Origin of the sequence: Mesobacillus persicus (assembly GCF_900109925.1) — a bacterium.
In the GTDB taxonomy this organism is placed as follows: Bacteria; Bacillota; Bacilli; order Bacillales; family Cytobacillaceae; genus Mesobacillus_B; species Mesobacillus_B persicus.
The window spans coordinates 63,546-84,701 of record NZ_FOBW01000005.1 but is presented as its reverse complement, the minus strand read 5'-3'; the positions used below and the strand labels follow the sequence as shown (position 1 = coordinate 84,701).

At 40.2% G+C, this 21,156-nt stretch carries 18 protein-coding genes and 1 pseudogene; 11 read left to right on the top strand and 8 right to left on the bottom strand.

What is annotated here, in order from left to right; translation table 11 throughout:
- Window positions 1–9 precede the first annotated feature (9 nt).
- Window positions 10–573: an alkyl hydroperoxide reductase subunit C gene (ahpC, locus tag BMX30_RS08650; RefSeq protein WP_090743778.1), complete on the bottom strand. Its 564-nt coding sequence runs from the start codon at window positions 571–573 to the stop codon at window positions 10–12.
- A 629-nt stretch (window positions 574–1,202) separates the two neighbouring features.
- Between ahpC and BMX30_RS08645 the strand changes: the two genes are divergently transcribed.
- From BMX30_RS08645 to BMX30_RS08625, 5 genes are all read left to right on the top strand, one after another.
- Window positions 1,203–2,567: a spore germination protein gene (locus tag BMX30_RS08645; RefSeq protein ID WP_090743775.1), complete on the top strand. Its 1,365-nt coding sequence runs from the start codon at window positions 1,203–1,205 to the stop codon at window positions 2,565–2,567.
- Entirely contained in the window at window positions 2,564–3,658 is a 1,095-nt protein-coding gene (locus BMX30_RS08640) for a GerAB/ArcD/ProY family transporter (RefSeq protein WP_090743770.1), read from the top strand. The genes BMX30_RS08645 and BMX30_RS08640 overlap by 4 nt, the downstream gene beginning before the upstream one ends.
- Window positions 3,655–4,776 carry a Ger(x)C family spore germination protein gene (locus BMX30_RS08635; RefSeq protein WP_090743767.1) on the top strand — a complete coding sequence of 374 codons (1,122 nt, stop codon included), beginning with the start codon at window positions 3,655–3,657 and terminating at the stop codon, window positions 4,774–4,776. The genes BMX30_RS08640 and BMX30_RS08635 overlap by 4 nt, the downstream gene beginning before the upstream one ends.
- Window positions 4,777–4,948: 172 nt before the next feature.
- Window positions 4,949–6,148 carry a DUF4085 family protein gene (locus tag BMX30_RS08630; RefSeq protein WP_244532538.1) on the top strand — a complete coding sequence of 400 codons (1,200 nt, stop codon included), beginning with the start codon at window positions 4,949–4,951 and terminating at the stop codon, window positions 6,146–6,148.
- 128 nt (window positions 6,149–6,276) lie between these two features.
- A complete protein-coding gene (locus tag BMX30_RS08625; RefSeq protein ID WP_090743764.1) occupies window positions 6,277–6,996 on the top strand; it encodes a 3-ketoacyl-ACP reductase in 720 nt (239 codons plus the stop codon).
- A 177-nt stretch (window positions 6,997–7,173) separates the two neighbouring features.
- Here the strand turns inward: BMX30_RS08625 and BMX30_RS24225 are convergent, their stop codons facing one another.
- The 6 genes and pseudogenes from BMX30_RS24225 to BMX30_RS23770 all read right to left on the bottom strand — a co-directional run bounded on the left by BMX30_RS24225 (window position 7,174) and on the right by BMX30_RS23770 (window position 9,570).
- Complete coding sequence (locus tag BMX30_RS24225; RefSeq protein WP_090743761.1) at window positions 7,174–7,464, bottom strand: type II toxin-antitoxin system RelE family toxin; 291 nt, start codon at window positions 7,462–7,464, stop codon at window positions 7,174–7,176.
- A complete protein-coding gene (locus tag BMX30_RS08615; protein ID WP_090743758.1) occupies window positions 7,457–7,678 on the bottom strand; it encodes a hypothetical protein in 222 nt (73 codons plus the stop codon). Before BMX30_RS08615 ends, BMX30_RS24225 begins: the two co-directional genes overlap by 8 nt.
- A 171-nt stretch (window positions 7,679–7,849) precedes the next feature.
- A pseudogene (locus tag BMX30_RS08610) lies at window positions 7,850–8,275 on the bottom strand (peroxiredoxin-like family protein); the annotation flags it as partial.
- Window positions 8,276–8,414: 139 nt separating this feature from the next.
- Window positions 8,415–8,858, bottom strand: coding sequence for a MarR family winged helix-turn-helix transcriptional regulator (locus BMX30_RS08605; RefSeq protein WP_090743752.1), 444 nt, complete (start codon window positions 8,856–8,858; stop codon window positions 8,415–8,417).
- Window positions 8,859–9,058: 200 nt separating this feature from the next.
- A complete protein-coding gene (locus BMX30_RS08600) occupies window positions 9,059–9,448 on the bottom strand; it encodes a hypothetical protein (RefSeq protein ID WP_090743750.1) in 390 nt (129 codons plus the stop codon).
- Complete coding sequence (locus BMX30_RS23770; protein WP_211482057.1) at window positions 9,427–9,570, bottom strand: hypothetical protein; 144 nt, start codon at window positions 9,568–9,570, stop codon at window positions 9,427–9,429. Before BMX30_RS23770 ends, BMX30_RS08600 begins: the two co-directional genes overlap by 22 nt.
- Before the next feature lie 549 nt (window positions 9,571–10,119).
- Between BMX30_RS23770 and BMX30_RS08590 the strand changes: the two genes are divergently transcribed.
- Genes BMX30_RS08590 through BMX30_RS08575 form a run of 4 tightly spaced genes read left to right on the top strand, consistent with a single transcriptional unit; the run spans window position 10,120 to window position 18,171 of the window.
- Entirely contained in the window at window positions 10,120–11,622 is a 1,503-nt protein-coding gene (locus BMX30_RS08590; RefSeq protein ID WP_090743747.1) for a TIGR02677 family protein, read from the top strand.
- A 44-nt stretch (window positions 11,623–11,666) separates the two neighbouring features.
- Window positions 11,667–12,782, top strand: coding sequence for a TIGR02678 family protein (locus tag BMX30_RS08585; RefSeq protein WP_090744245.1), 1,116 nt, complete (start codon window positions 11,667–11,669; stop codon window positions 12,780–12,782).
- Entirely contained in the window at window positions 12,783–16,895 is a 4,113-nt protein-coding gene (locus BMX30_RS08580) for a TIGR02680 family protein (RefSeq protein WP_090743744.1), read from the top strand.
- Window positions 16,888–18,171, top strand: a complete 1,284-nt coding sequence (locus tag BMX30_RS08575; protein ID WP_090743741.1) for a TIGR02679 family protein — start codon at window positions 16,888–16,890, stop codon at window positions 18,169–18,171. Before BMX30_RS08580 ends, BMX30_RS08575 begins: the two co-directional genes overlap by 8 nt.
- A 203-nt stretch (window positions 18,172–18,374) precedes the next feature.
- Here BMX30_RS08575 and BMX30_RS08565 read toward each other — a convergent pair whose 3' ends face one another.
- Window positions 18,375–18,605: a hypothetical protein gene (locus BMX30_RS08565; protein ID WP_090743736.1), complete on the bottom strand. Its 231-nt coding sequence runs from the start codon at window positions 18,603–18,605 to the stop codon at window positions 18,375–18,377.
- A gap of 249 nt (window positions 18,606–18,854) precedes the next feature.
- On the opposite strand from BMX30_RS08565, the gene BMX30_RS08560 reads away from it, so the two are divergent.
- Both BMX30_RS08560 and BMX30_RS08555 read left to right on the top strand, forming a co-directional pair.
- Window positions 18,855–19,430, top strand: a complete 576-nt coding sequence (locus tag BMX30_RS08560) for a YitT family protein (RefSeq protein WP_090743733.1) — start codon at window positions 18,855–18,857, stop codon at window positions 19,428–19,430.
- A gap of 259 nt (window positions 19,431–19,689) precedes the next feature.
- Window positions 19,690–21,114, top strand: a complete 1,425-nt coding sequence (locus BMX30_RS08555; protein ID WP_170843832.1) for an amidase — start codon at window positions 19,690–19,692, stop codon at window positions 21,112–21,114.
- Window positions 21,115–21,156 lie beyond the last annotated feature (42 nt).

The following is a 21,156-nucleotide window of genomic DNA, read 5'->3' as shown; positions in this document are numbered from 1 at the left end:
TCGCTCCTCTTAAATCTTTCCTACAAGATCAAGGCTTGGCTTAAGTGTTTCAGAACCTTCTTCCCATTTAGCTGGGCAAACTTCGCCTGGGTTGTTACGAACATATTGTGCTGCTTTGATTTTGTTTACTAGAGTGCTTGCGTCACGACCAATTCCGCCAGCGTTGATTTCAACAGCTTGTACAACACCGTCTGGATCGATGATGAATGTACCGCGGTCAGCAATACCTTCTTCTTCGATTAAAACGTCGAAGTTACGAGAAATTACGTGAGAAGGATCTCCGATCATTGTGTAAGTGATTTTGCCGATTGCTTCTGAAGAATCATGCCATGCTTTGTGAACAAAGTGAGTATCAGTAGATACTGAATATACTTCTGTTCCAAGTTCTTTTAGAGTTGCATATTGGTTTTGAAGGTCTTCAAGCTCAGTTGGGCAAACGAATGTAAAGTCTGCAGGGTAGAAGCAAACTACGCTCCATTGACCTTTTAAGTTTTCTTCTGTTACTTCAACAAAATCTCCATTTTTGTACGCTTGTGCTTTGAAAGGTAGAATTTCTTTTCCGATTAATGACATTAGTTGTTTCCTCCTAGAGTTATGTATTTTGAATTACTACTAGAGTGTTCTGTGTTCTACTCTATAATAATTCTAATTCAATATAAATTATTATATTAGAGTTATTTATATTGGTCAAGTGTAAGCAATGTTTTTCTAAACGAAATTATAATCTTTTCAGTTTGTAGGGGTCAATTTATTCGCATTAGAATCTATTAATTCTCATCTGTTAGAGATGAATGAGAGATGAGGGGGGAATTATGCGTATAAAGTATTCTGTAAGAAATTGGGCTTATGAAGATGGTTAGGCTCAGAATTCTTCGCTGAAATGATCTTCATCGGCCTTATGAAGAAGGTTCCGTCCGGAATTCTTCCTTAAAATCATCGTCATTGACCTTATGAAGATGATTACGGCCAGAATTCCTCCAAGAAGTCATCGTCATCGACCTTGTGAAGTTGGTTCCGCCCAGAATTCCTCCCTGCAACCAGCGTCATCGGCTCAACGAAAATGGTTACATCCACAATTCATCCCTGATTTCGGTCAGATCTCGCTTCACCATAAAAAAGGAAGCAAGAGAACCGTCCCTGAATGACATATCTGTTTTCGGACACGATACTAGTATACTTTGACCACAATAGGAGAAATTTACATGCCATTTAAGAATCGTAAGTCTGATGTGGAAGTGGAGCTTGAGTGGCTAATAAACGAACTGAAGCCTTCGAGTGATATTTTACATAAACCGCTCCGTCTAGATGATAAACAAGCTGAGTTGGTCTATATCAAGTCGGTCGTGGACGGGGCGCAACTGCAACAGATTGTTATTAAGCCTTTTTTTGAATTAGCGAGTGAACAACATGTAGAAGCCTATTTAAAATCATTACCTAATCAGCAAGAATTCACTTCAAAAGAACAAGTCCTTTTAGAGCTCACAAAGGGCAGTGTCGTGGTGAAGTTAAAGGACGAGTTGTTGTTATTCGAAATCAAAAAGGTTAACACCGATACAGTAAGAGAAACGAATATTGAGCCGACTATTATGGGACCACAGTATGCGCTAAGTGAGGATTTGGCGACGAATCTAAACTTAATTCGTCAACGATATCATAAGCCTTCGCTTACGGTCGAAACGATGGAAATAGGGAAGAAAAGCAATCAGTCATTAGCCATCATCTATGATGAGGAGTATGTTCTTGATGGGGTACTTGAGCAGATTAAAAGCCAATTAGAATCATTAGATGAACCGGTTGTACAAACATCAACCCAGATACAGAGGTTTATAAATAACCAGAAACGCTCGTTAATCCCCATCATGATGATGACAGAACGAACGGATCGGGTCGTTTACAACCTTGCGGGGGGAAAAGTGGTTTTATTATTGGATGGCTCTCCGACGACAATAATTGCCCCAGCGATTTTTTGGGATTTTATGACGTCGATGGAGGACAATTATGGGATGTATTGGGTCACCAAGTTTTCCAAGTTTCTTCGTTATCTTGGTTTGTTTGTCAGTCTCATTCTTCCAGGGCTTTATGTCGCTGCGACATCGTTCAATCCTGAGGTGTTCCGGGTCGAGCTTGCGCTTTCGATTGCTGGTAGCCGAATAGGGGTTCCATATCCGTCGTTTATTGAAGTGTTGTTTATGTTGATTTTCATGGAGCTCCTTACCGAGGCAAGTATTCGGCTTCCGAAAGCAGTGACAGGAACGGCGACAACGGTTGGCGGGTTGATTCTCGGTACGGCAGCAACTGAAGCAGCGCTCGCTTCAAACATTATCATTATCATTGTAGGTGCGGTTGCGATTTCAACCTTTGTCATTCCAATTAACGAAATGAGCTTTGCGATTCGCTTTATGAGGTATTTGTTACTATTGGCTGCAACGTTAGCTGGTCTGGCTGGATTAACGCTTGGCCTCATTGGATTATTGATGTACGTAGCCAATCGAGATAGCTTTGGAGAACCTTATTTTAAAATCTTTTTTAAAAAGAAGCAGGCAGAAACTAGGGTGAAGCCGTCATGAGCCGTTATTTTTACTATCTAGTATTTGTAAATATGTTAGCCAATGTTGTGGCGTCTGTTCCGAAGATTCTTCTAGCCAAGAAGTCGGAGGGAGCCATTGTCTCGATGATTTTAGCGATATTCATAGGGCTAGCGTTATGCTATATAGTCGCCAGATTTTTTAATGCTTTTCCTGGGCAAGGGCTGCCTGAATTGATGGGAAAATACATGCCAGGTTGGTTCGGTAAGCTCTTGCTTCTGTTCATCGCCGGCGCATGGTCAGTGGCAGGGTTGATCACACTTGTTACCTACTCCTTTTTATTAAAGCGGTTCTTGACACCTGACATGCCTTTGGTGTTTATCACAAGCATTCTCCTGTTTTTTATCTCATATGGGATTCTAATGAAGACGAGCAGCGTCCTTTACACCGTTGAATTTGTCCTATTGTGCTGCCTACCAGTTATTGTCCTCATCATGATAAAATCCTACACAACTCCAGAACTAGAATGGGACTTCATTCGGGAAGCGATGATGCATACATACGAGCTACCAAGTTTTTCAGCGCTTTCGGCATCAACTTATTTATTTTTAGGAGGATTCAACCTTATTATTTTCAATCGCTTTTTTACGAAAAAGCATAAGATTACCATAAAACAAATCCTCCTTATCGGACTGTTGGGAGGGGGAGTTTTGTTTACGACCTATTTTATTCCTATTGGGATGAACGGTTTTGAAGGAATCGAAAAAATTGCCTATCCATGGATTTTTACAAGCGACACCCTTCGATTAGATCTAGGGGTAATTGAGCGGATTCTCTTTGTTTTTCTGATTTTGTATTTGGCGATTTCCTTTTTGAGTATTTTAATACACTGGCATGTCGTTCTGGAATTGACAAAAAGTGTGATTACAACCAAACGGTTCAAGTTCAAAGACATCAACCTAACTCCATACATTATCGTCGGTGTCATTTGGTTAGGGAGTATCCAGATTACGAAGTATCTTACCGAATATCAACTAAGCTTGTTTTCAAGTTATTTTTTCAATCTATTACTTTGTTCCCTTTTTGGGTTGATTAGCCTTTTTTGGTTTATTTTAAGGAGGGCGAAGTCTTGATAAAAAAAGTTCAGCGCTTCGGAAAAACACTTCTACTCTTAAGTTTTGTCGCGATGCTTCTCATTCAATCAGGGTGCGGGTTTAAGGATATTGATAAGCGGATTTTTGTGTTATCGATTGGCGTTGATCACACAGATAATGAAGAAACACCGTACCGGGTGATTTTAAAACTTGCGGTTCCATCAGGGTCAGTTAAACAATCAGGTACAGAATACACCTATTTGACGAAGGAAAGTGAATCATTAAGTACCGCGATTCGGCACTTAAAAACTCAAACCGATAAGGAACTTGATTTTGGTCATGCAAAAGTGATTGTCTTTGGGGAAGGAATTCTTCATCACGAATTAAAAGAAATCATGGATTTTTTCATAAGAAGACGGGATATTCAAATGGTTTCATATGTAGGTATTGGTAAACCATCAGCTGAAAAGGTGTTAAAAGCAGAGCCTGAATCGGAAATGGCAGGGTCTCACGCTTTATTTAACTTCTTTGACCAAAATGGGGTGGAAAGTCAGCTTATTGTAACCTCTTATCTATTTGATTTTAGGAGAAGAGTGTTCGGGAATGGTATTGATCCTATAATGCCCGTTCTATCTACAAATGAGGAAAAGAAAAGGATTGATATTAACAAGGCACTCATCGTCAATGACGAGAATAAGACCGTCGAGTTAAATCAAAAACAAACAGCCGTCTATAACTTAATGTCCAATAACTTCGAACGTTACGATGTTAGGGTGAAAAATGACGATCAGAACTTTACGGTGGCCATCGATACATCTGAAGTGAACTTTCAAATCCAAGTCGATTCTAAACAACAGCCAATCATAAAAATGGATGTGGAAGCGGTTGGGATTATCCAAGAATCCGACAGGGAAACAGATTTTAGAAAACTTCAAGACTACAGTGAGGCCGCTAGTAAAACCATTAAGAAAGATTTAACCGAAGTCCTAAAGATGTTTCAAAAGGAAGGGGTAGATCCTCTAGGCTTTGGCCTTAGATATAAATCAACTAGACTTAACAACAATAAGCGAAATGAAGAGTGGCAAGAACTTTATCCAAAGGCAACTTTTGAAGTAAACGTTAACGCATTGATTAAGAGTACGGGTGTCATTGAGTAGAAAAGACTGGAGTGTAAGTCTTTTGACGGGAATGGTGGCGGTAAGTCAGACGAAAGTGTCTGGCTTATTTTTTTTGAATACAATCCCATAAAAAAGGAATGGACTTGTGTTCTATAGAATGAATACTAGTATCACACGATTAACAAAAACTATGAGAGGGAGGGGAGTTGACATGATGTGGAATCTGTCAAAAGAAGCGAAAGAAAAATTTCTAAAATGCAATCTCTTGCCGATTCATGAATCCGACGAAGAATGGGAGGTAACCTTAAGGGAAGCACAGGAAGAAGGGGAAGATCTTCAGGGGCGTTTGACAGCCGAGCTTGACGAGGTGAAAGATGAATTGGTTCAGATTTTGCCTAGTCGTTTCCTACCCTATCTAGAAAATGGGCAGTTAAATCAGCCTACCTTGCCAAAGGCCGTTCGTGAAGATTATTTACAATGGATGCGGGAAAACGATAAGAAATTTGAACAAATCCTAGATGCTGCTTATGAACAGACAAAGCAAGCTGTAGCAACCTTGCCGTCTACCGTTCAGGAAATCTTTGCTGAGAGTTTGCATGATTCGACGATTGAGCGATTGGAAAGGGAGAGGGACGCTCTTCACCTGTATCTTAATACGGATGGTGGTTTTTCAACGAAAGCGCTCATTCAGTTTACTTTTAAGGGGATTGTCTCGGAAGAAGGTGATCATCCTATTGAAGTGGGAAACTGGTTGGTGTACGACGAATTGCAGAAGACCAAGGATGGATATGGATTTCGAGTGTTGTTTGACTCTCCGGATAATGAATGGACGATTGAGATGAAAGACCTGGATGCTCGGTATTATTATCGCCCTAGTCTCTTTGTGAGATTGAGAGATGAAGAGAAACTAGAGGAAACGACCTTGATGGAGTATGCGGAACAGCTAAATCCAGATCAACAGTATTGGTTGATCACACCCGATGTGACGTGCGTGGTCCAATCTTTGACTGATAAAATTATTTTGGAAAACGGGAAAATTGAGTTTGAAGCTGAGGAACTAGTTGTTACAGTAGGAAACGAACGGTTTACATATGGGCTAGAGGAATGCAATCCAATTCAGTTTATTTACACAGATGTGTATGAAGATCCATATGCCGAAGCGAACGAACCTGTACCAACTGATGAGCTCGAGCAAGCCGCATTGAGTGATGAATTAGAATGGCAGGTTCGTGCCTGGAATACGATGTATCGGAATCCTCAAGAGCTGGCGGATATTATCAATCGAGTATTGCTAAAAATCGAGATGACCGAAGAGAATGAAATGATTTTAAATGTGTATACGAATCATTTTTATGAGGAAGGGATTTTAACAGAAGCTGTTATTGAAAAGTTCAAGGCCTTCATGGAGTAGCGGGAATTTTTCATTTATGAATGAACTTATTGAGATTCCTAGTTCATAAGCGATTGCGTATGCTTTGTACTTATCAAACTTAATCGTTAGAATGAGGGCAACTTATTTTTTATGGAGGGATGTTTCTAATGCAATCATTAAAAGGGAAAAAAGCATTGATTACAGGTGGAAGTAGAGGGATTGGCCGTGCAACAGCCATTGCCCTAGCGAAACAAGGCGTTGAACTCGGGTTGATTGCCCGTTCAGAGGAAAGCTTCGAAACCGTTCGAGAAGAATTAACTGATCTTGGCGCCACCTTTGTTACGGCTACTGCGGATGTTTCGCAAGAGTCTGAGGTTCAAAAAGCAGTTAGTAAGATAGAAAATGAACTTGGGGGCATTGATATTCTCATCAATAACGCCGGGGTTGGTGCAAGAGGTTCGTTTCTAGAGCTTTCTACGGATGAGTGGAAAAAGGTACTGGACACCAATGTCATGGGAATAGTCTACGTCACAAAAGCTGCACTGCCAGGCATGATCGAGAAAAACAAGGGCGACATTATCAATATTTCCTCGATGTCTGGATTAAAAGGAACGGAAGGCTCGAGCGCCTATAGTGCTTCGAAGTTTGCTGTGATTGGCATGAGCGAATCCCTCATGCAAGAAGTACGCCGCCACAATATTCGCGTGAGCGTATTAACGCCAAGTCTTGTAGATACTGACTTTACACGTGGGAGAGTCTCAGAGCCACGGGATCCTAATAAATTCATGCAAGCAGAGGACATCGCAGAACACATCCTCGGTTTGCTCCAACTAGAGCAGCGCATTTTCATTAAAACCTCCGCACAGTGGGCAACGAATCCGTTTTAGCCGGCGGTTCTTTGAAGCATGGGGACGGTTCTGCTGCTTCCTTTTGATGATTTAGGTAAACAAACGTTCAGTAGGAAGCAGAAACAGTCTCTTTGTTATATCGTTTTAAAAACCGTATGAATTATTATAAGTGGAGTGTAGAGTGAAAGGCTAAGGGATTTCTAAATAAGGGGTATTTTAGGGACTTAGGAGTAGGATATTATATTTGTTTGTATATACCTCCGCGACTGTCGATATCTTGAATAGAATGACGAGTTTTTCGCTGAGAACAGTGTAGATAATTCTATATTTACCTATTCTGATACGATAGATATCATGGTATCCAATTAACTTGATGATACCTGGGTATGAGTAAGGATTCTCAGTTAGAGCGTGTAGAACGTTAATAATACGCTCCCTAGTAACCTTGTCACTTTTATCAAGAAACTTTTTAGAGCTCTTAGATAACTCTAGTGAATATTTACTCATTTTCTAAAAACTCTTTACGTAATTTATCTACTGTGTAGGGGAGGGTTTGACCTGTCTCATATTCTTTACGTGCTTCATTGATTGCCTGAACTTCATCATCTGTCGGTTCTTCTTCAGAAATCGCGAAAAGCTTAATGACCTTTACAAGTTCATCTAGTTTTTCCTCAGGTACTGTTTCAATTAATTTATGAATATCCTCTCTTCTAATTGCCATTTCTTCATCTCCTTTTTCATTATTATATCGCAGCAATCATTACCATAACAACTTAGACATTAGCAGCGTGGGGACGGTTCTTCTGCTTCCGAAATGTGTGATTATAATAGAAAAGGAAACTTGGAGCAAAACGGCTCGAAGTTTCCTTTTTTAATGCTAAATTACTAGATTCTACTTCATTTGTTGTAAAAGTTGATCAATCGTAGCATGGTCCTCCGGCGCCGTATCGATATGACTCCATGTTACCTCGCCAGACTCATTAAACAGCCAAGACCCACCTTGAATGTAGACATCGTGTGTTTTCATGGCTTTTTTGACAAGGGTCTTCTGCTCTTCATCGCTAGGAAAGAAGGTTTTAGAACCACCTTTTAACAAGGCTTTTCCGGCTTTCAGAAGGAGCTTTGATTTTGCCATGCTAACGTGTCCCATTTCACGGTAAAGAGCACGGGATGGATCGCCATAGATTGGGAACGGGTATGGCCCAAACGCTTCATCAAATTTTTCTAAGAAAGAACGATTCGAAGGGGTAATAATTAGAACCTGATAACCTGTTGCAGAAACTTCTTGGTATCGATCACGCAACTGCGTGAGCATTTCTCGGCAAACCGGTCAACCAGGGTGGCGAACGAAAACTACTAAGCTTTTTTGCCCGTTTAAAATGTCACGAAACGATTTATCTTCATGCGTAGGTCTTTGTAATAGAAGATCCATGCTTTCACCTCATTGTTTGTATTTGTTAACGCGTTACTTTTTGTAAACTTTCAATCATTTCGTTCATTTGTTTCAATAAACCCAAGTATTCGTCTTTCGTTAGTCCAAAATGAGGGATGCACTTTTCTGGAAAATTTAACGCTTCTTCTCGCAGCTGTTCCCCTCGCTCTGTTAAGGCGATATAAACCTTCCGCTCATCCTCTGTTCCACGGACTCTTTTCACTAACTCTAATGCTTCCATTCTTTTTAACATCGGTGTAAGTGTCCCGCTATCTAAATATAGGCGTTCGCCAATTTCCTTTACCGTTAGACGCTTATGTTCCCAAAGAACCGTTAACGTTAAAAATTGCGGATAAGTAATGCCCAACCCATCTAAAAAGGGACGATACAAACGGGTGATTTCCCGCGAACAGGCATAAATAGCAAAACAAAGTTGATTATCAAGCTTTAAAAATTGTTCACTATCCATTGAAGTAAATCCCTCCTCCACAATTAAATTGTGCACAATTTAATTATTGTATTAGTTTTCGAATAAGTCAAGTGGGGACGGTTCTTCCGCTTCCGTATCGGTTTTGAAAATGAATCAAATAAAAAGCCACTCATCTTTTTGCTGGGATGAGTGGCTTTTTACACTTTATTATTACACTTGTATAAGTTTTATTATTTATATTACTGAAGTCTATATATATATACATCCTCAATAAAACTGTTCCCAATTGTATTTCTTGAAAATCGGATACCATTAATATCAGTAGGGGAGGTCTTGATGGCTGAGCCTAAGATTTTTATAAGGATGTTTGAGGGACTAATAACGGATATATTCTGTAATTCAATTCCAATTGAAGGTTCTGAATGGTCGATTACAGTTTTGATTTGTGTGTATGCTACCTTTGGACCTAAATCGTCGACTAGCTCTGATGCAATCATCAGTCTCCATTGCTCAGACTCTGAGTTGAAAAACCAAAAGGCAGAATGAACATGAAATTGTGCCTGATCTAAGCTCTTAATTAAAGTTTCTCCATTTTTAAAATCCATTTCTACCAATGCTGTTTTATCCATTGAAATACCCCCTCTTCCGGGTCAGTAATTGCCGCAAAAATATCCTTGGCTTTCTTCTCATCAGGATTCTCGTATCGAATGGACTCGTTCCAGTCCTTAATAAGCGTCCAGTTTATCACCATATCATCAGTGATCCTTAATCCTGAAGCTGTTAGTAAGTTATCGAGATTATGTGTGTAGATTTTTTTCACAACACTTTGTGGAGGTGGAAAGTCATGCTCTTTTGTTTTCTTTGCAATACATTAAGGGCACATTCAATGACATACCCGGCTAAGTAATATGCTCCTTGATACTGACCATTTTCATAGAGTACTTCTGCATCTTTCAATCTCATCTCAGCAATTTTTGGAAATCAACCCTAGTCATAACTGCTTCCATCTTACAGTTTTCCTTCTCTAAAGGTTGCTCTATACTTTCATTTGAATTTTACCATGTATTCAAAAGAGAATATCCTTATTTATTACAATTTCAAAATGTTGATGGTAACAGGTAACAAATAGTTCTAAGCATGGGGACTAAATAAGCGGGCAATAAGATAATGCCTATCTGTATATAAAACGAATCCAATAGATCAAACATTAAATGCACTTATCTTACTATAATTTTCATTTCCTATTATTTACCCTATCTAATAGAATAGAACTAATAGACTATTTATAAGGATGATTATCTTGGACGTAACCATGAAGAAAGTGGTCGAGGCTAGTTATTTAACGGCAGACTCAGCGGCGCATTACCGCACAATCCTGCGCTATTTTTATCATCAGCATGAAAGAATGAGGGATTTTATAGCACCAGAGGAAATTCTCGACTATATGCGCTCAATCCCAGCATTCTCTGAATACCAAGAAGATCAGCTACATCAACAACTAGGGCAGCTTGTGAAATGGAATAACTTAATTGCCCGTCAAGATATGACGAGTGCAAAGACCATTGAGGAGTATAAGAAAAAGCGATTTCGCTATCAATCTACTCCTTATACAATAGAAATCGAAAGAATGCTTGTTGTGTTAGAAAAGAAAGTCGGCGACACCTTCCAAGGTTCATTGGAACGATCGCAATTTGATCGCCTTCTACAAGCATTGATTACCCTGCAAACAGAAATCGAAAAGGGTTTATCGAAAAACGCTGAAGAATATATGCGAATCTGGGAAGATGTTTTCCGTTATTTTCAAACCATCCGTACAAGTACAGCAGACTATATTGCCTATATTAATAGTGAGCAGACAGACCAACGGATGCAGACGGAAGCCTTTCTTGTTTATAAAAATCAATTTACAACCTATCTACGAGATTTTATCGTCTCGCTTCAAAAAACTTCTCTGCAAATAGGGGAACGACTAAACGAGCTATCATTAGGAAAATTAGATTCCTTTTTTCAAAAATTAATTGAACATCGCCGGTCCATCCCTAGACTCGAAGATGTCAGTTCATCTGAACAAGAGTGGAAAACGGAGTATCAGGAATATTGGGGCTCCTTAAGGCAGTGGTTCCTAGGCTCCACTTCTCAACAAAGTGAATTGGAAGTCCTGCAATGGCAGACAAACGAAATGATCCGCCGAATGACGAGGTATGTCCAACGGATAGGCGAAAGGCAACAACATTTTCGGAGCCGCAAAAATGATTATCTTCATTTAGCCAAATGGTTCGCCAATAGTCCGTCACTTGATGACGCCCATAAAATCTCTTCCGTTGTTTTTGGGAGCATGACGATTCAGCATTTGCAATTAGAAGAAGGTACAACCGATAATCTGCATTCTGATACATGGGAGGAAAATCCAACCATTTTAACCTTAAAGCCAAGGACAAACCGTTATCGTGAAAAAACAAAGCCAGGGTCAATGACTTCTAACGCGGAAAAAAAGACGCGTCAACGAGAGCAATATCTCGAGGAACGAAGACAAGAACGAGTTCTCATTGATCAATATATGACCGAAGGCGTTATTCAGCTTTCTGCCTTATCGAAAGTCGAACCTTTCATTCGTAAAGTCTTATTGGGCTGGATTGGGAAATCGATGGCAAGTAAAGACCGGAAAGTGAAGACAGACTATGGATTGGTGGTTAAGGTAACGATTGATAAGGAGAACAGCATTTTACTAGAGTCCGATGATGGAACGTTAAAAATGCCCGATGCTTTGTTTGAATTTGAAGAGCAGGGAGGGAGCATGCGTTGAAGCTAGAGCAAACACTTGAGTTTGATGAAAAGGCCATTCTAGGAATGGATCTGTTGTTTCATCATTACTGGATTTTGCGAACGGAACATCCAGAATGGTACCAATTAATCCGTGAACGAGAAAAAGTTCTTCGTCGATACATTGACGAAAAGTTTGGACTGCGCTTAATTGTTCACCAGCATTTTATCAAGCTAGAGAAGATCCCGGTAGAACCAGAGCGGTGGATGGGCATTCAAGATTTTCAGGAACCAATGGATTATGCGATTTTTTGCTGTGCGTTATCTTTTTTAGAAGGGAAGTCGGTGGATGAGCAGTTTCTCTTATCAGATTTGAGTCAGGAAATTCAAGTGGATTATCCTGGTGACTTTCCATTGGACTGGACCCTTTATGTTCATCGAAAATCCTTGATTCGCGCGATGAAGGTTTTGGTTGATTTTCAATTAATCCGCACCATCGATGGCGACATCGGCCGGTTTGACCATAATGAAGACCAAGAAGTATTATATGAAGCGACCCTTTACAGTCGCTACTTTATGCGCACCTATCCCGATGATTTTAGTAGCTATCAAGATTGGCAAGAATTGTTAAAAGAAGATTGGAAACTGAATCAAGAAGACGAACGCCGGAAAAGAGTATATCGGAAGCTGTTCTTTTCTCCGGGCTTACATCGGATTGATCAGCAGGACCCGGATTTTTTATATATACGGAACTTCAGAAACCGATTATCAGAAGATATCGAGAGTCATAGTGATTACAAATTGCATTTGTATAAAAACACGGCCTTTTTATCGGTGGCACAGGCTAAACAATATCAGCAACTATTTCCTACCTCGAAGGCATCAACTGATATCATCCTTCAGTTTTCAAACTTTTTGCATGAACATCTTGACCGTTATACACCAAAAGAAAATGGGGAGATTGTCATGACAGAAGGGGAAATGGAGGCAGTACTCGAGGATCTTCGTAAACGATATGAGCAAGGCTGGTCAAAGTACTTTCGAGAAAAATCCACAAGTGCGATTAGGGTTGAGTTAATTGAAAGCATGAAAGACTGGATGATGATTGAACTAGACGAAGAAAGTTCACTGATTAAAATAAAGCCTTTGTTGGGTGTACTAGCAGGAATGTTTCCGGAGGATTTTGAAGGAGGAGAAAACTAAATGTCAACCAATAGGTGGGTGATGAATCGAGCGGGTCTATTAAATTTTTGGTATTACGATGAAGAGACTTTTCAATTTCAAGATGGCAAGCTTTTACTCCGCGGATCTAATGGTTCGGGGAAATCGGTGACGATGCAGAGCTTTCTCCCAGTTTTATTAGATGGGAAGAAATCCCCCGATCGCCTTGATCCCTTTGGGTCAAAAGCGAGACGAATGGAAGATTATTTGCTTGGTGAAAAAGAAGTCGTCGACCGCGATGAGCGGACAGGGTATTTATTTATTGAATATAAAAAACAAGATTCAAATCAATACGTTACCACAGGAATTGGGATGCAAGCAAAGCGGAATAAGGGGATTAAATCATGGTACTTTCTTATCACCGATAATCGCCGGGTTGGACTAGACTTCCACTTAGCGCAAAAGCATTCCGGAGAGAAAGTCCCGTTATCTGCGAAAGAATTAGAAAATCGGATTGGCCAAGGTGGGTATGTGGTTCATACCCAAAGAGAGTACATGGAGCTTGTGAATAAGTATGTATTTGGCTTTAACTCGACCGAAGCATACGAAGACTTAATCAAGCTATTGATTCAATTAAGAAGCCCAAAACTTTCAAAGGATTTTAAGCCAACGGTAATCTATGAAATCTTAGAGTCCGCGTTGCCACCGTTAACTGATGATGAGTTGCGGCATCTGTCCGACACGATTGAAAATATGGACCAAGCAGCCCAGCAACTAGAACAGTTAGAGCGAGAATCTGATTCGATTCAAAGACTTGAAAAAACATATGATACCTATAATAAATTCATTATTGCCGAAAGAGCACAACAATGGAAACGAGCTCAGCAAAAGAGCAAAGCTGCTGAGAAGCTTGTTCAAGACTATGAAGGGCAATTTGAGAGTTTAGGGAAAGAAATTGAACAACTGACAACGAATTTACAAACATATAAACAACAAAAAACGGTGGCTGAACAAGAAAAATCTTCCTTACAGAAACATGAAGTTTGGTCGTTAGAGGAACAAAAGGGGAAAAAAGTAGCTGAGTCTGAAACTCTCTCATATGAAGTGAAGAACCTGCAAACGAAATGGGATGACCTAAATACAAAACTTCGCAGTAAATGGAAGGAAAAAGAGACTACAGAAAATGAACAGTTTGGCTATGAGCAAAAGGCAAAAGAACTTTTAGACGAGTTAGCGCTTGATGCTGAAAATGCAGCCTTCCATCAGCATGAAGTAAATGTAGACGATTATGAACGCTCTTCATCAGACTCCTTTGATTTTACCGTTTGGTTAAAAGAAGCAAAAGACCACCAGGGGCTATTAGTCGGGGTGGAAAAACTAGCAGAAAAAGCAGAACGTTTAGGAGAAGAGCACAGTCATTTACAGCGTGAGTCTTCGGAGAAAAAGAGAATTGTCGACGAACACATCAAGGAATTAGACCACCTGCAGGAGTGGTTTGATGAACAACATCAACAATTGGAAAGCAATGTCTTTGAATGGATGGAGGAACACCCGAAACTCGATTATTCTACAGAACATCGGCAAGAAATTGCTAGATTGATCCAAGGATTATATGAACGAAACCGATATGACCAAGTCCGGGACAAATTGTATTCCGCCATTCATGATTTTGAAGCAGAAGTGAAAAAAGACATCGCTGTAACCAAGAATGAGCGCAATGGAAAGCTAGAACAAATAAAAGAAACCGAGGACGAACTGCAAAAGATTAAAACGCAGAAGATGTTAGAGCCTGAAAGAGCAAGGGGAACGGAACTTCATCGTGAAAAATTAATAGAAACTGGACAAGCTTTTTTACCATTTTACGCTGCTGTAGAATTTCAAGATCATGTAACCGAAGAACAACGTGAACGAATTGAATCGGCTTTAAAAAAGACTGGTGTCTTGGACAGCGTGATTGCCGAACGGTCGATTACTCCAGAACAAGATGCTGTAATTGTGACAGAGCCCCGATTACTAGGCTATACACTTGCTGACTATTTAATGCCGGACTTAGACGAAAATAGCCCAATTTCGAACGAATTAGTCGATGAAGTGCTGCGCTCAATTCCACTTGAAAAAGACGGCAGCGGGTTTCATCTTGATGTTGATGGTTCATATTCAATTGGATGTCTAGTTGGCCATGCCCCAAACGAAGGGCCGTCTAAATTTATTGGGCGTACATCACGCAAGCGTCATCAACGAGAGCAAATCCAGTTATGGACAGAAAAACTCCAGCAACATCAAATGGAATTGGATCAGATTCAGCAAAAACTACTAGCTTTAGATGAAAACCTGAAAGAAATTGAAGTTTGGAAACGAGAAATTCCGAATGATACAGATTTATCTGATCTTCATGACCAAATGGTGAGAAAGCAACAAGTGATCGATAGAGAACAGGAATTACTCCGTTTGATTGATGACAAATGGAAGCTTACCCATGAAGAATTAATGAATACAAAAAAAGAACTTCGTAACCGGGGCAACCACCTGAACATTTCGTTAACGATTGAGGAGATTAGTCAGGCGCTTGAAGCGGCTGGAAGTTATGTTGAATTTTTATATAAATTCGAGAAGAATACCATTCATTTGTTGAATGCTCAATCGCGGATAAATGACCATAAAGAAAGAATCGAAGAAATCGAGGTAGAGTTGGATTCGATTAAAGGGGAGCAAAATCGGAAAAGTGACCAACTTTCTCATTTAAAAGCAGTGATTCAATCCATCGAAAAACAACTCCAGTTAAAAGGGATTGATGAAATAAGAAACAGAATTCGGGAGGTTCTACAGTTATTCGATGAGGCAGAAATGGAAATAAATAGAATTCATCAAGCTCTCCCTAAAAAACAAGCCGATCAAGAACGGTGCGCGGAAAAGCTTGCTGATGCAGAGAAAGAGTTGCATTTCTGGCAAAACATGAACACCGAATGGAAGCATATTGTCGAAACTGAGAAAAGTCGTGGCTTCTTTGAAGTTGAAGGACAGGACCCTTCCGCCATTTATGGGCAGTTCGAGCCGATATTTACAAAATACGAACGTTCGAAGCTGTTAGAACAACTTTCAAAAGCTTTTATTAATGAACAAACCCATTTAACCGAATATCGAATGTTTGAGTATACAGAAGATGTCGAAACACCGGAGTGGTTTAGCGAGGATTACGGGGAGCATTTTGAGCCCTATAAAAATGAATGGCGACAGTTAAGGGGCCGACGAATAATTCAAATGGAATATCACGGCCAACGGGTAAGTCCATACTTTGTTTCCTCTACATTGAAGAAAGAGCTAGCAGAACAAAAAGGGTGGTTGGATGAACAAGACCGACAGCTCTATGAAGATATCATTGTGAAAAGTGTGGGGGTCATCCTCAGGAACCGAATTAAACGTGCGCAAAGCTGGGTAAAAGAAATGGATAAAATTATGGCTAATCGAGATAATTCATCTGGTTTAATTTTCTCGATTGCTTGGAAGCCACTTACCGCTGAATCAGAACAAGAATTGGATACTCAGGATCTTGTAAAACTTTTACAAAGAGATAGTAAGTTTTTAAATGAAGAAGATTTAGAGCGGATTACAAAGCACTTCCAGTCGCGGATTGCGAAGGCAAAAGAGCTCATTCAATTACGTAATGAGGGCTCTACCCTTCACCAAGTGTTGAAAGAAGTGTTAGATTATCGGAAGTGGTTCACTTTTGTGCTTTCCTTCCGTCGCGTCAACGAACCAAAACGGGAACTGACAAACAATGCATTCTTTAAATTTAGTGGGGGAGAAAAGGCGATGGCGATGTACATTCCACTGTTCACTGCTGCCTATTCTCGCTATAAGGAAGCAAGCGAGATGGCGCCTTTTATTATTTCGCTAGATGAAGCATTTGCTGGTGTTGATGAAAACAATATTCGCGATATGTTCGAAGTTGTGGAACAGCTCAGGTTTAACTATATTATGAACTCACAAGCGTTGTGGGGAGATTATGATACGATTTCCAGTTTATCAATCTGTGAACTAGTCCGCCCTAAAAATGCTGACTTCGTGACGGTGATTCGCTACCAATGGGATGGCAAGCAAAAGTCGCTCGTCATTGATGAGCTTGAACAGAAGGAGGAACTGGTCCTAAGTGAATAAGAAGCTTCAAGTTTTTAAAGAAGAGCCAGGTTTCTTCAAACTGTTTCAGTTGTTTAAGCAAAAGTACCGTTCACTAGGAAGGGTAGGGGGAGCGGTAAGTGTCAAAACGTTTACCGAAGTGGAACTTGAATCAATTGCCGGCTTTCTTGGTCAGTCAAAGGAAAGACTGCAAGAAAAAGGGAGTATTGCGTTACTCGATTTTGAAAAAGAATTAGTACACACAGGCTATGCAGATTATACTCTATTACCTTTGTTAGAGGCTGTGTTACAGGAAAAGATCTTTACCAAGAAGGAAGAGTCCGAACGAGAGCAACAACAAGAGGATCAATTCATTGATTCTCTTGTAAAACAAATTCCTGATGGTAGATGGTGGTTTGAGTGGATTCAAGCGAAATCCTCTGATACAAGGTGGATATGGTCTCTCTATAAACAAAATAAAGAAGAAGTGTTCGAGAAATTGCTAACTGTTTTTCGGGCATTTGCTGACCTTCCCAAAAAAGGAGAATTTGAACGTCTTCCGTTCTTTTCGCAAAGAACCACGGGGAATCCACATTTTTTTGACACCAATGAGGTTGGCGGGAAATTGCTGCTCCATTGTATGTATGTGAACCAAATCAAACAAGGAAATACTGATGCCGTAATTCCGAGAACAGTGGAGGAATTAAATGACCTTCTTGCTGAATACGGAATTATGAGAGATGACCTGTGGAACTTTGTGACCTGCCAAGGCTTGCTTGCATCAACGAATAACAAAGTGCATCCTGTTTGGCAAGCGGCTATCAACACTCACTCCGTCATGAACATGCCGATAAAAGAACTAACTAAAGTCGATAGAGTCTGGCCAGCATTTGGAACGAAAGTATGGATTGTCGAGAATTCAAGTGTTTGCTCGACCATTATGGATGCTGTTCCGACAGCCCCAATCGTCTGCACTCATGGGCAACTCAGGGTTGCGAGTTGGCAACTATTAGATCGACTTGTTCAATCAAATTGTACACTCTATTATTCTGGGGATATTGATCCAGAAGGCATTGTCATTGCTGAAAAATTGAAGAAAAGATATCAAGACAGGGTTATTCTATGGCGAATGGATCAGGAAAATTATAAAGGAAGTTTGTCTAATGAGGATATTTCAAGTAGATTGTCTAAATTGGATAATCTCTCTTCACCTGACTGGAACCGTTTAATCACCATGATGAGAGAGGTAAAACTGGCAGGTTATCAGGAAGCGATTGTTTCAAGTTTGATCAGGGATATTGAGAGGAATCTGATTTAGTCAGCTTATCGATCATACTGGGATGTTTTTGATTGATGCACCTTAAAACTAGTTTCTTAACTATCCTGGTTTTAATAATTACGTTAGCAATAGCAAATGGATTCTCTCGGAGTTGTTCAATAACCTCTTTGACCTTGTGCTTTAATTTTGGCGGTAACTTCTCATAGTACTTTGCTGCGGGTTTCCTTAGTTTTACTGTATATTTAGGCATGAGAATCATCCCAATCAATGAGATCTTCATTTTCAATATCAATTTCAGCTTGTTTTAATAGCTTCTTTTCTTTTTCAGTTAATGGGGAATTATCAGCTTCGACAATAATGTCTTTTTCATTATTTTTTTCAATAACACCCCTGATGAGATCATACACGAGTTTCGTATCTTTTTCGTTCACAAGATCTATAAGTAAATGAAGATCCTCTTTGCGAATATTCATTTTACCACCTCTAGAATAGATTAATTTACTTCTATCTATACTCAATAAAAATCTTTCTGGAAGCATGGGGACGGTTCTTCCGCTTCCATATCAGCTATGAAATTAACAAACCCTAACCCTAAGGAATAAAAAGCCACTCATCTTGTTGTTAAGATGAGTGGCTTTTTAGGTTGAAGTCGGAAGCAAGAGAACCGTCCCCAGAATGATTTTCGGACAACCGTCATAGGTATTATTATGAAGGCTTATGAGATGGAAGGGGTGGTTAGGATTTTTGCTCGGGCGGCAGCGTTGGTGATTGGGAGTATTTTGCTTGGGATTGGGATTAATGGTTTTTTGGTTCCTCATCAATTGCTTGATGGGGGGATAATTGGTATTGCCCTTATTCTTCAATATTATTTTGATTTTCCGGCGGGGCTTTGGTCGGCGTTATTAAGTATTCCATTAATCATCTATGCATGGGTGAAGGACCGGAATCAGTTTCATGGTAGTTTTTATGGGATGATTGTGACGGCTGTGTTCATTGATTTATTTGCTCCCTATCAGTTTTTCCTGCCGATATGGCTTAGTGCGATTCTAGGCGGGGCCATTTGTGGGATTGGTGTGGGCATTATGCTCCGATATAAGACAAGTACTGGAGGTACGGACCTGATTGCTTATTTTGTTGCGAAAGCAACCCCTTTAAATATAGGGTTTATTATTGCTTTTATGGATGGGTTAATTGTCCTACTAGGTTATCAAACATTAGGTCTACAAAGTGTGGTTTTTTCAACGATTACTATTTTAATTGCGGGCTACCTTGCTTCTGTTTGTTATGAGCGCTTTTGACTGCTGATCTGATAGGAACCTATCCTTTGGATCATTGCTGCTGAATGAACGAGAATGATAGGAACTGGACTGGATAAAAAGGGGTTTAACACCCCTTGTAGGTATTTAAGCTATTTAATAATAGCTATTTTGTCCATTCTAGTTTTGGGTCTTTTTTATTTCTGAATATAAAAAATATTCACTCTAGGATAATCGTTTTATGTATAATAAAGGGGAGAAGATATCCTAATTTTTATTGCAATCAAAGGAGTTGAAAGATTTGTCCATCACCAATCATACCGCTACTGAACTAGCAAACTTAATCAAGCAAAAGGAACTTTCACCGGTAGAAGTCGTAAGCGCTTTCCTTGAACGAATCGAAACGCATAACTCGAAGTGGAATGCTTATGTCACATTAAATGAGCAAGCCATTGAGGAAGCGAAAAAAGCAGAGGACCTAATGATGAAGGGAGAGGAGTTGGGGGAGCTTCATGGGATCCCGGTGGCGATTAAAGATTTAACCCCAACTAAAGGGCTACTTACCACCTACGGTTCACCGGCTTTTAAAGACAATATTCCTGATGAAGACCCTATCTTTTTGAAAAGAATCAAGGCCGCCGGTGGTATCGTATTAGGGAAAACGAATACACCGGAATTTGGTCACAAAGGGGTAACCGATAATCCTTTGTTTGGCGTGACGAAAAATCCGTGGAATGAAAACTTAACCCCTGGTGGATCAAGTGGGGGCTCAGCAGCAGCCGTAGCCGCTAAGCTTGCTCCTTTTGCCGAGGGAAGTGATGGAGGAGGCTCGATTCGTATTCCGGCCGCGCTCACTGGGATCTTTGGCTTCAAGCCAACCTTTGGGGTCATACCACATGAAGGAGAGGACAATCTCTATGGTTCCGAGCATCCATACTTACATAATGGGCCGATGGCACGAACCGTGGAAGATGCCGCTTTGTTATTTTCTGTGATGCAGGGCTATGATGCGAACGTTCCGAATGCCGTTCCGACTTTAAGAGATGATTTTACGAATTTGGATGGAGATATGAAAGGCTTAAAAATCGCCTACACCCGCGATTTTGGATTGTACGAGATTTCTGAGGATGTTGGACAGGTTGTGGATCAAGCCGTTGGGCATTTTGCTGAGCTTGGTTGCGAGGTTGAAGAAGTTGATGTCGATTTACGAATGAGTTTAAAAGAACTCACTCGTGCTTTTTCAGGAATGTGGTGTGTTAAATTTGCGGCTACCTATGGAAAGCTGTATGACAACGACCCTGGTAGTTTTTCTGAGGGGATGGCCAAAATGATTCATATTGGCCGAAAATATAGTGCAGTCGATTATAAAGCCATCGAAATCAAACGGACCCTTGTTTGGAAGGAAATTCAGAATATCTTCAACAACTACGACTTGATCCTTTCTCCTGTTTTAGCTACAACAGCATTTGAACATCATTTAGCCGGTCCATCGATGATTAATGGAAAAAGTGTGAACCCTGCGACCGATTGGATGTTGACGCAAATTTATAATTTCACAGGACATCCTGCCGCTTCTTTACCAGTTGGATTAACGAGTGGTGGACTGCCAGTTGGTTTACAGGTAGCTGGAAACCGGTTTGCGGATCATCTTGTTTTGCAAGCATGTCATGCCTATGAACAAGCTTTTCAAACCTACGTGGAACCTTTAGAGAAAACCTATAAATAACCTTAGGGTAAAATCAGAGTGCAGGAGTTGTACTCTGAATTT

Excerpts from the sequence above, each read along its gene's own strand:
- BMX30_RS08645 (WP_090743775.1), top strand. The coding sequence starts at position 1,203 with ATGCCATTTAAGAATCGTAAGTCTGATGTGGAAGTGGAGCTTGAGTGG.
- BMX30_RS08600 (WP_090743750.1), bottom strand. The coding sequence starts at position 9,448 with ATGGATAAAACAGCATTGGTAGAAATGGATTTTAAAAATGGAGAAACT.
- BMX30_RS08580 (WP_090743744.1), top strand. The coding sequence starts at position 12,783 with ATGTCAACCAATAGGTGGGTGATGAATCGAGCGGGTCTATTAAATTTT.
- BMX30_RS08565 (WP_090743736.1), bottom strand. The coding sequence starts at position 18,605 with ATGAATATTCGCAAAGAGGATCTTCATTTACTTATAGATCTTGTGAAC.
- BMX30_RS08560 (WP_090743733.1), top strand. The coding sequence starts at position 18,855 with ATGGAAGGGGTGGTTAGGATTTTTGCTCGGGCGGCAGCGTTGGTGATT.
- BMX30_RS08630 (WP_244532538.1), top strand. The coding sequence starts at position 4,949 with ATGATGTGGAATCTGTCAAAAGAAGCGAAAGAAAAATTTCTAAAATGC.
- BMX30_RS08640 (WP_090743770.1), top strand. The coding sequence starts at position 2,564 with ATGAGCCGTTATTTTTACTATCTAGTATTTGTAAATATGTTAGCCAAT.
- BMX30_RS08615 (WP_090743758.1), bottom strand. The coding sequence starts at position 7,678 with ATGGCAATTAGAAGAGAGGATATTCATAAATTAATTGAAACAGTACCT.
- BMX30_RS24225 (WP_090743761.1), bottom strand. The coding sequence starts at position 7,464 with ATGAGTAAATATTCACTAGAGTTATCTAAGAGCTCTAAAAAGTTTCTT.
- BMX30_RS08625 (WP_090743764.1), top strand. The coding sequence starts at position 6,277 with ATGCAATCATTAAAAGGGAAAAAAGCATTGATTACAGGTGGAAGTAGA.
- BMX30_RS08585 (WP_090744245.1), top strand. The coding sequence starts at position 11,667 with ATGGATCTGTTGTTTCATCATTACTGGATTTTGCGAACGGAACATCCA.
- BMX30_RS08605 (WP_090743752.1), bottom strand. The coding sequence starts at position 8,858 with ATGGATAGTGAACAATTTTTAAAGCTTGATAATCAACTTTGTTTTGCT.
- BMX30_RS23770 (WP_211482057.1), bottom strand. The coding sequence starts at position 9,570 with ATGGTGATAAACTGGACGCTTATTAAGGACTGGAACGAGTCCATTCGA.
- ahpC (WP_090743778.1), bottom strand. The coding sequence starts at position 573 with ATGTCATTAATCGGAAAAGAAATTCTACCTTTCAAAGCACAAGCGTAC.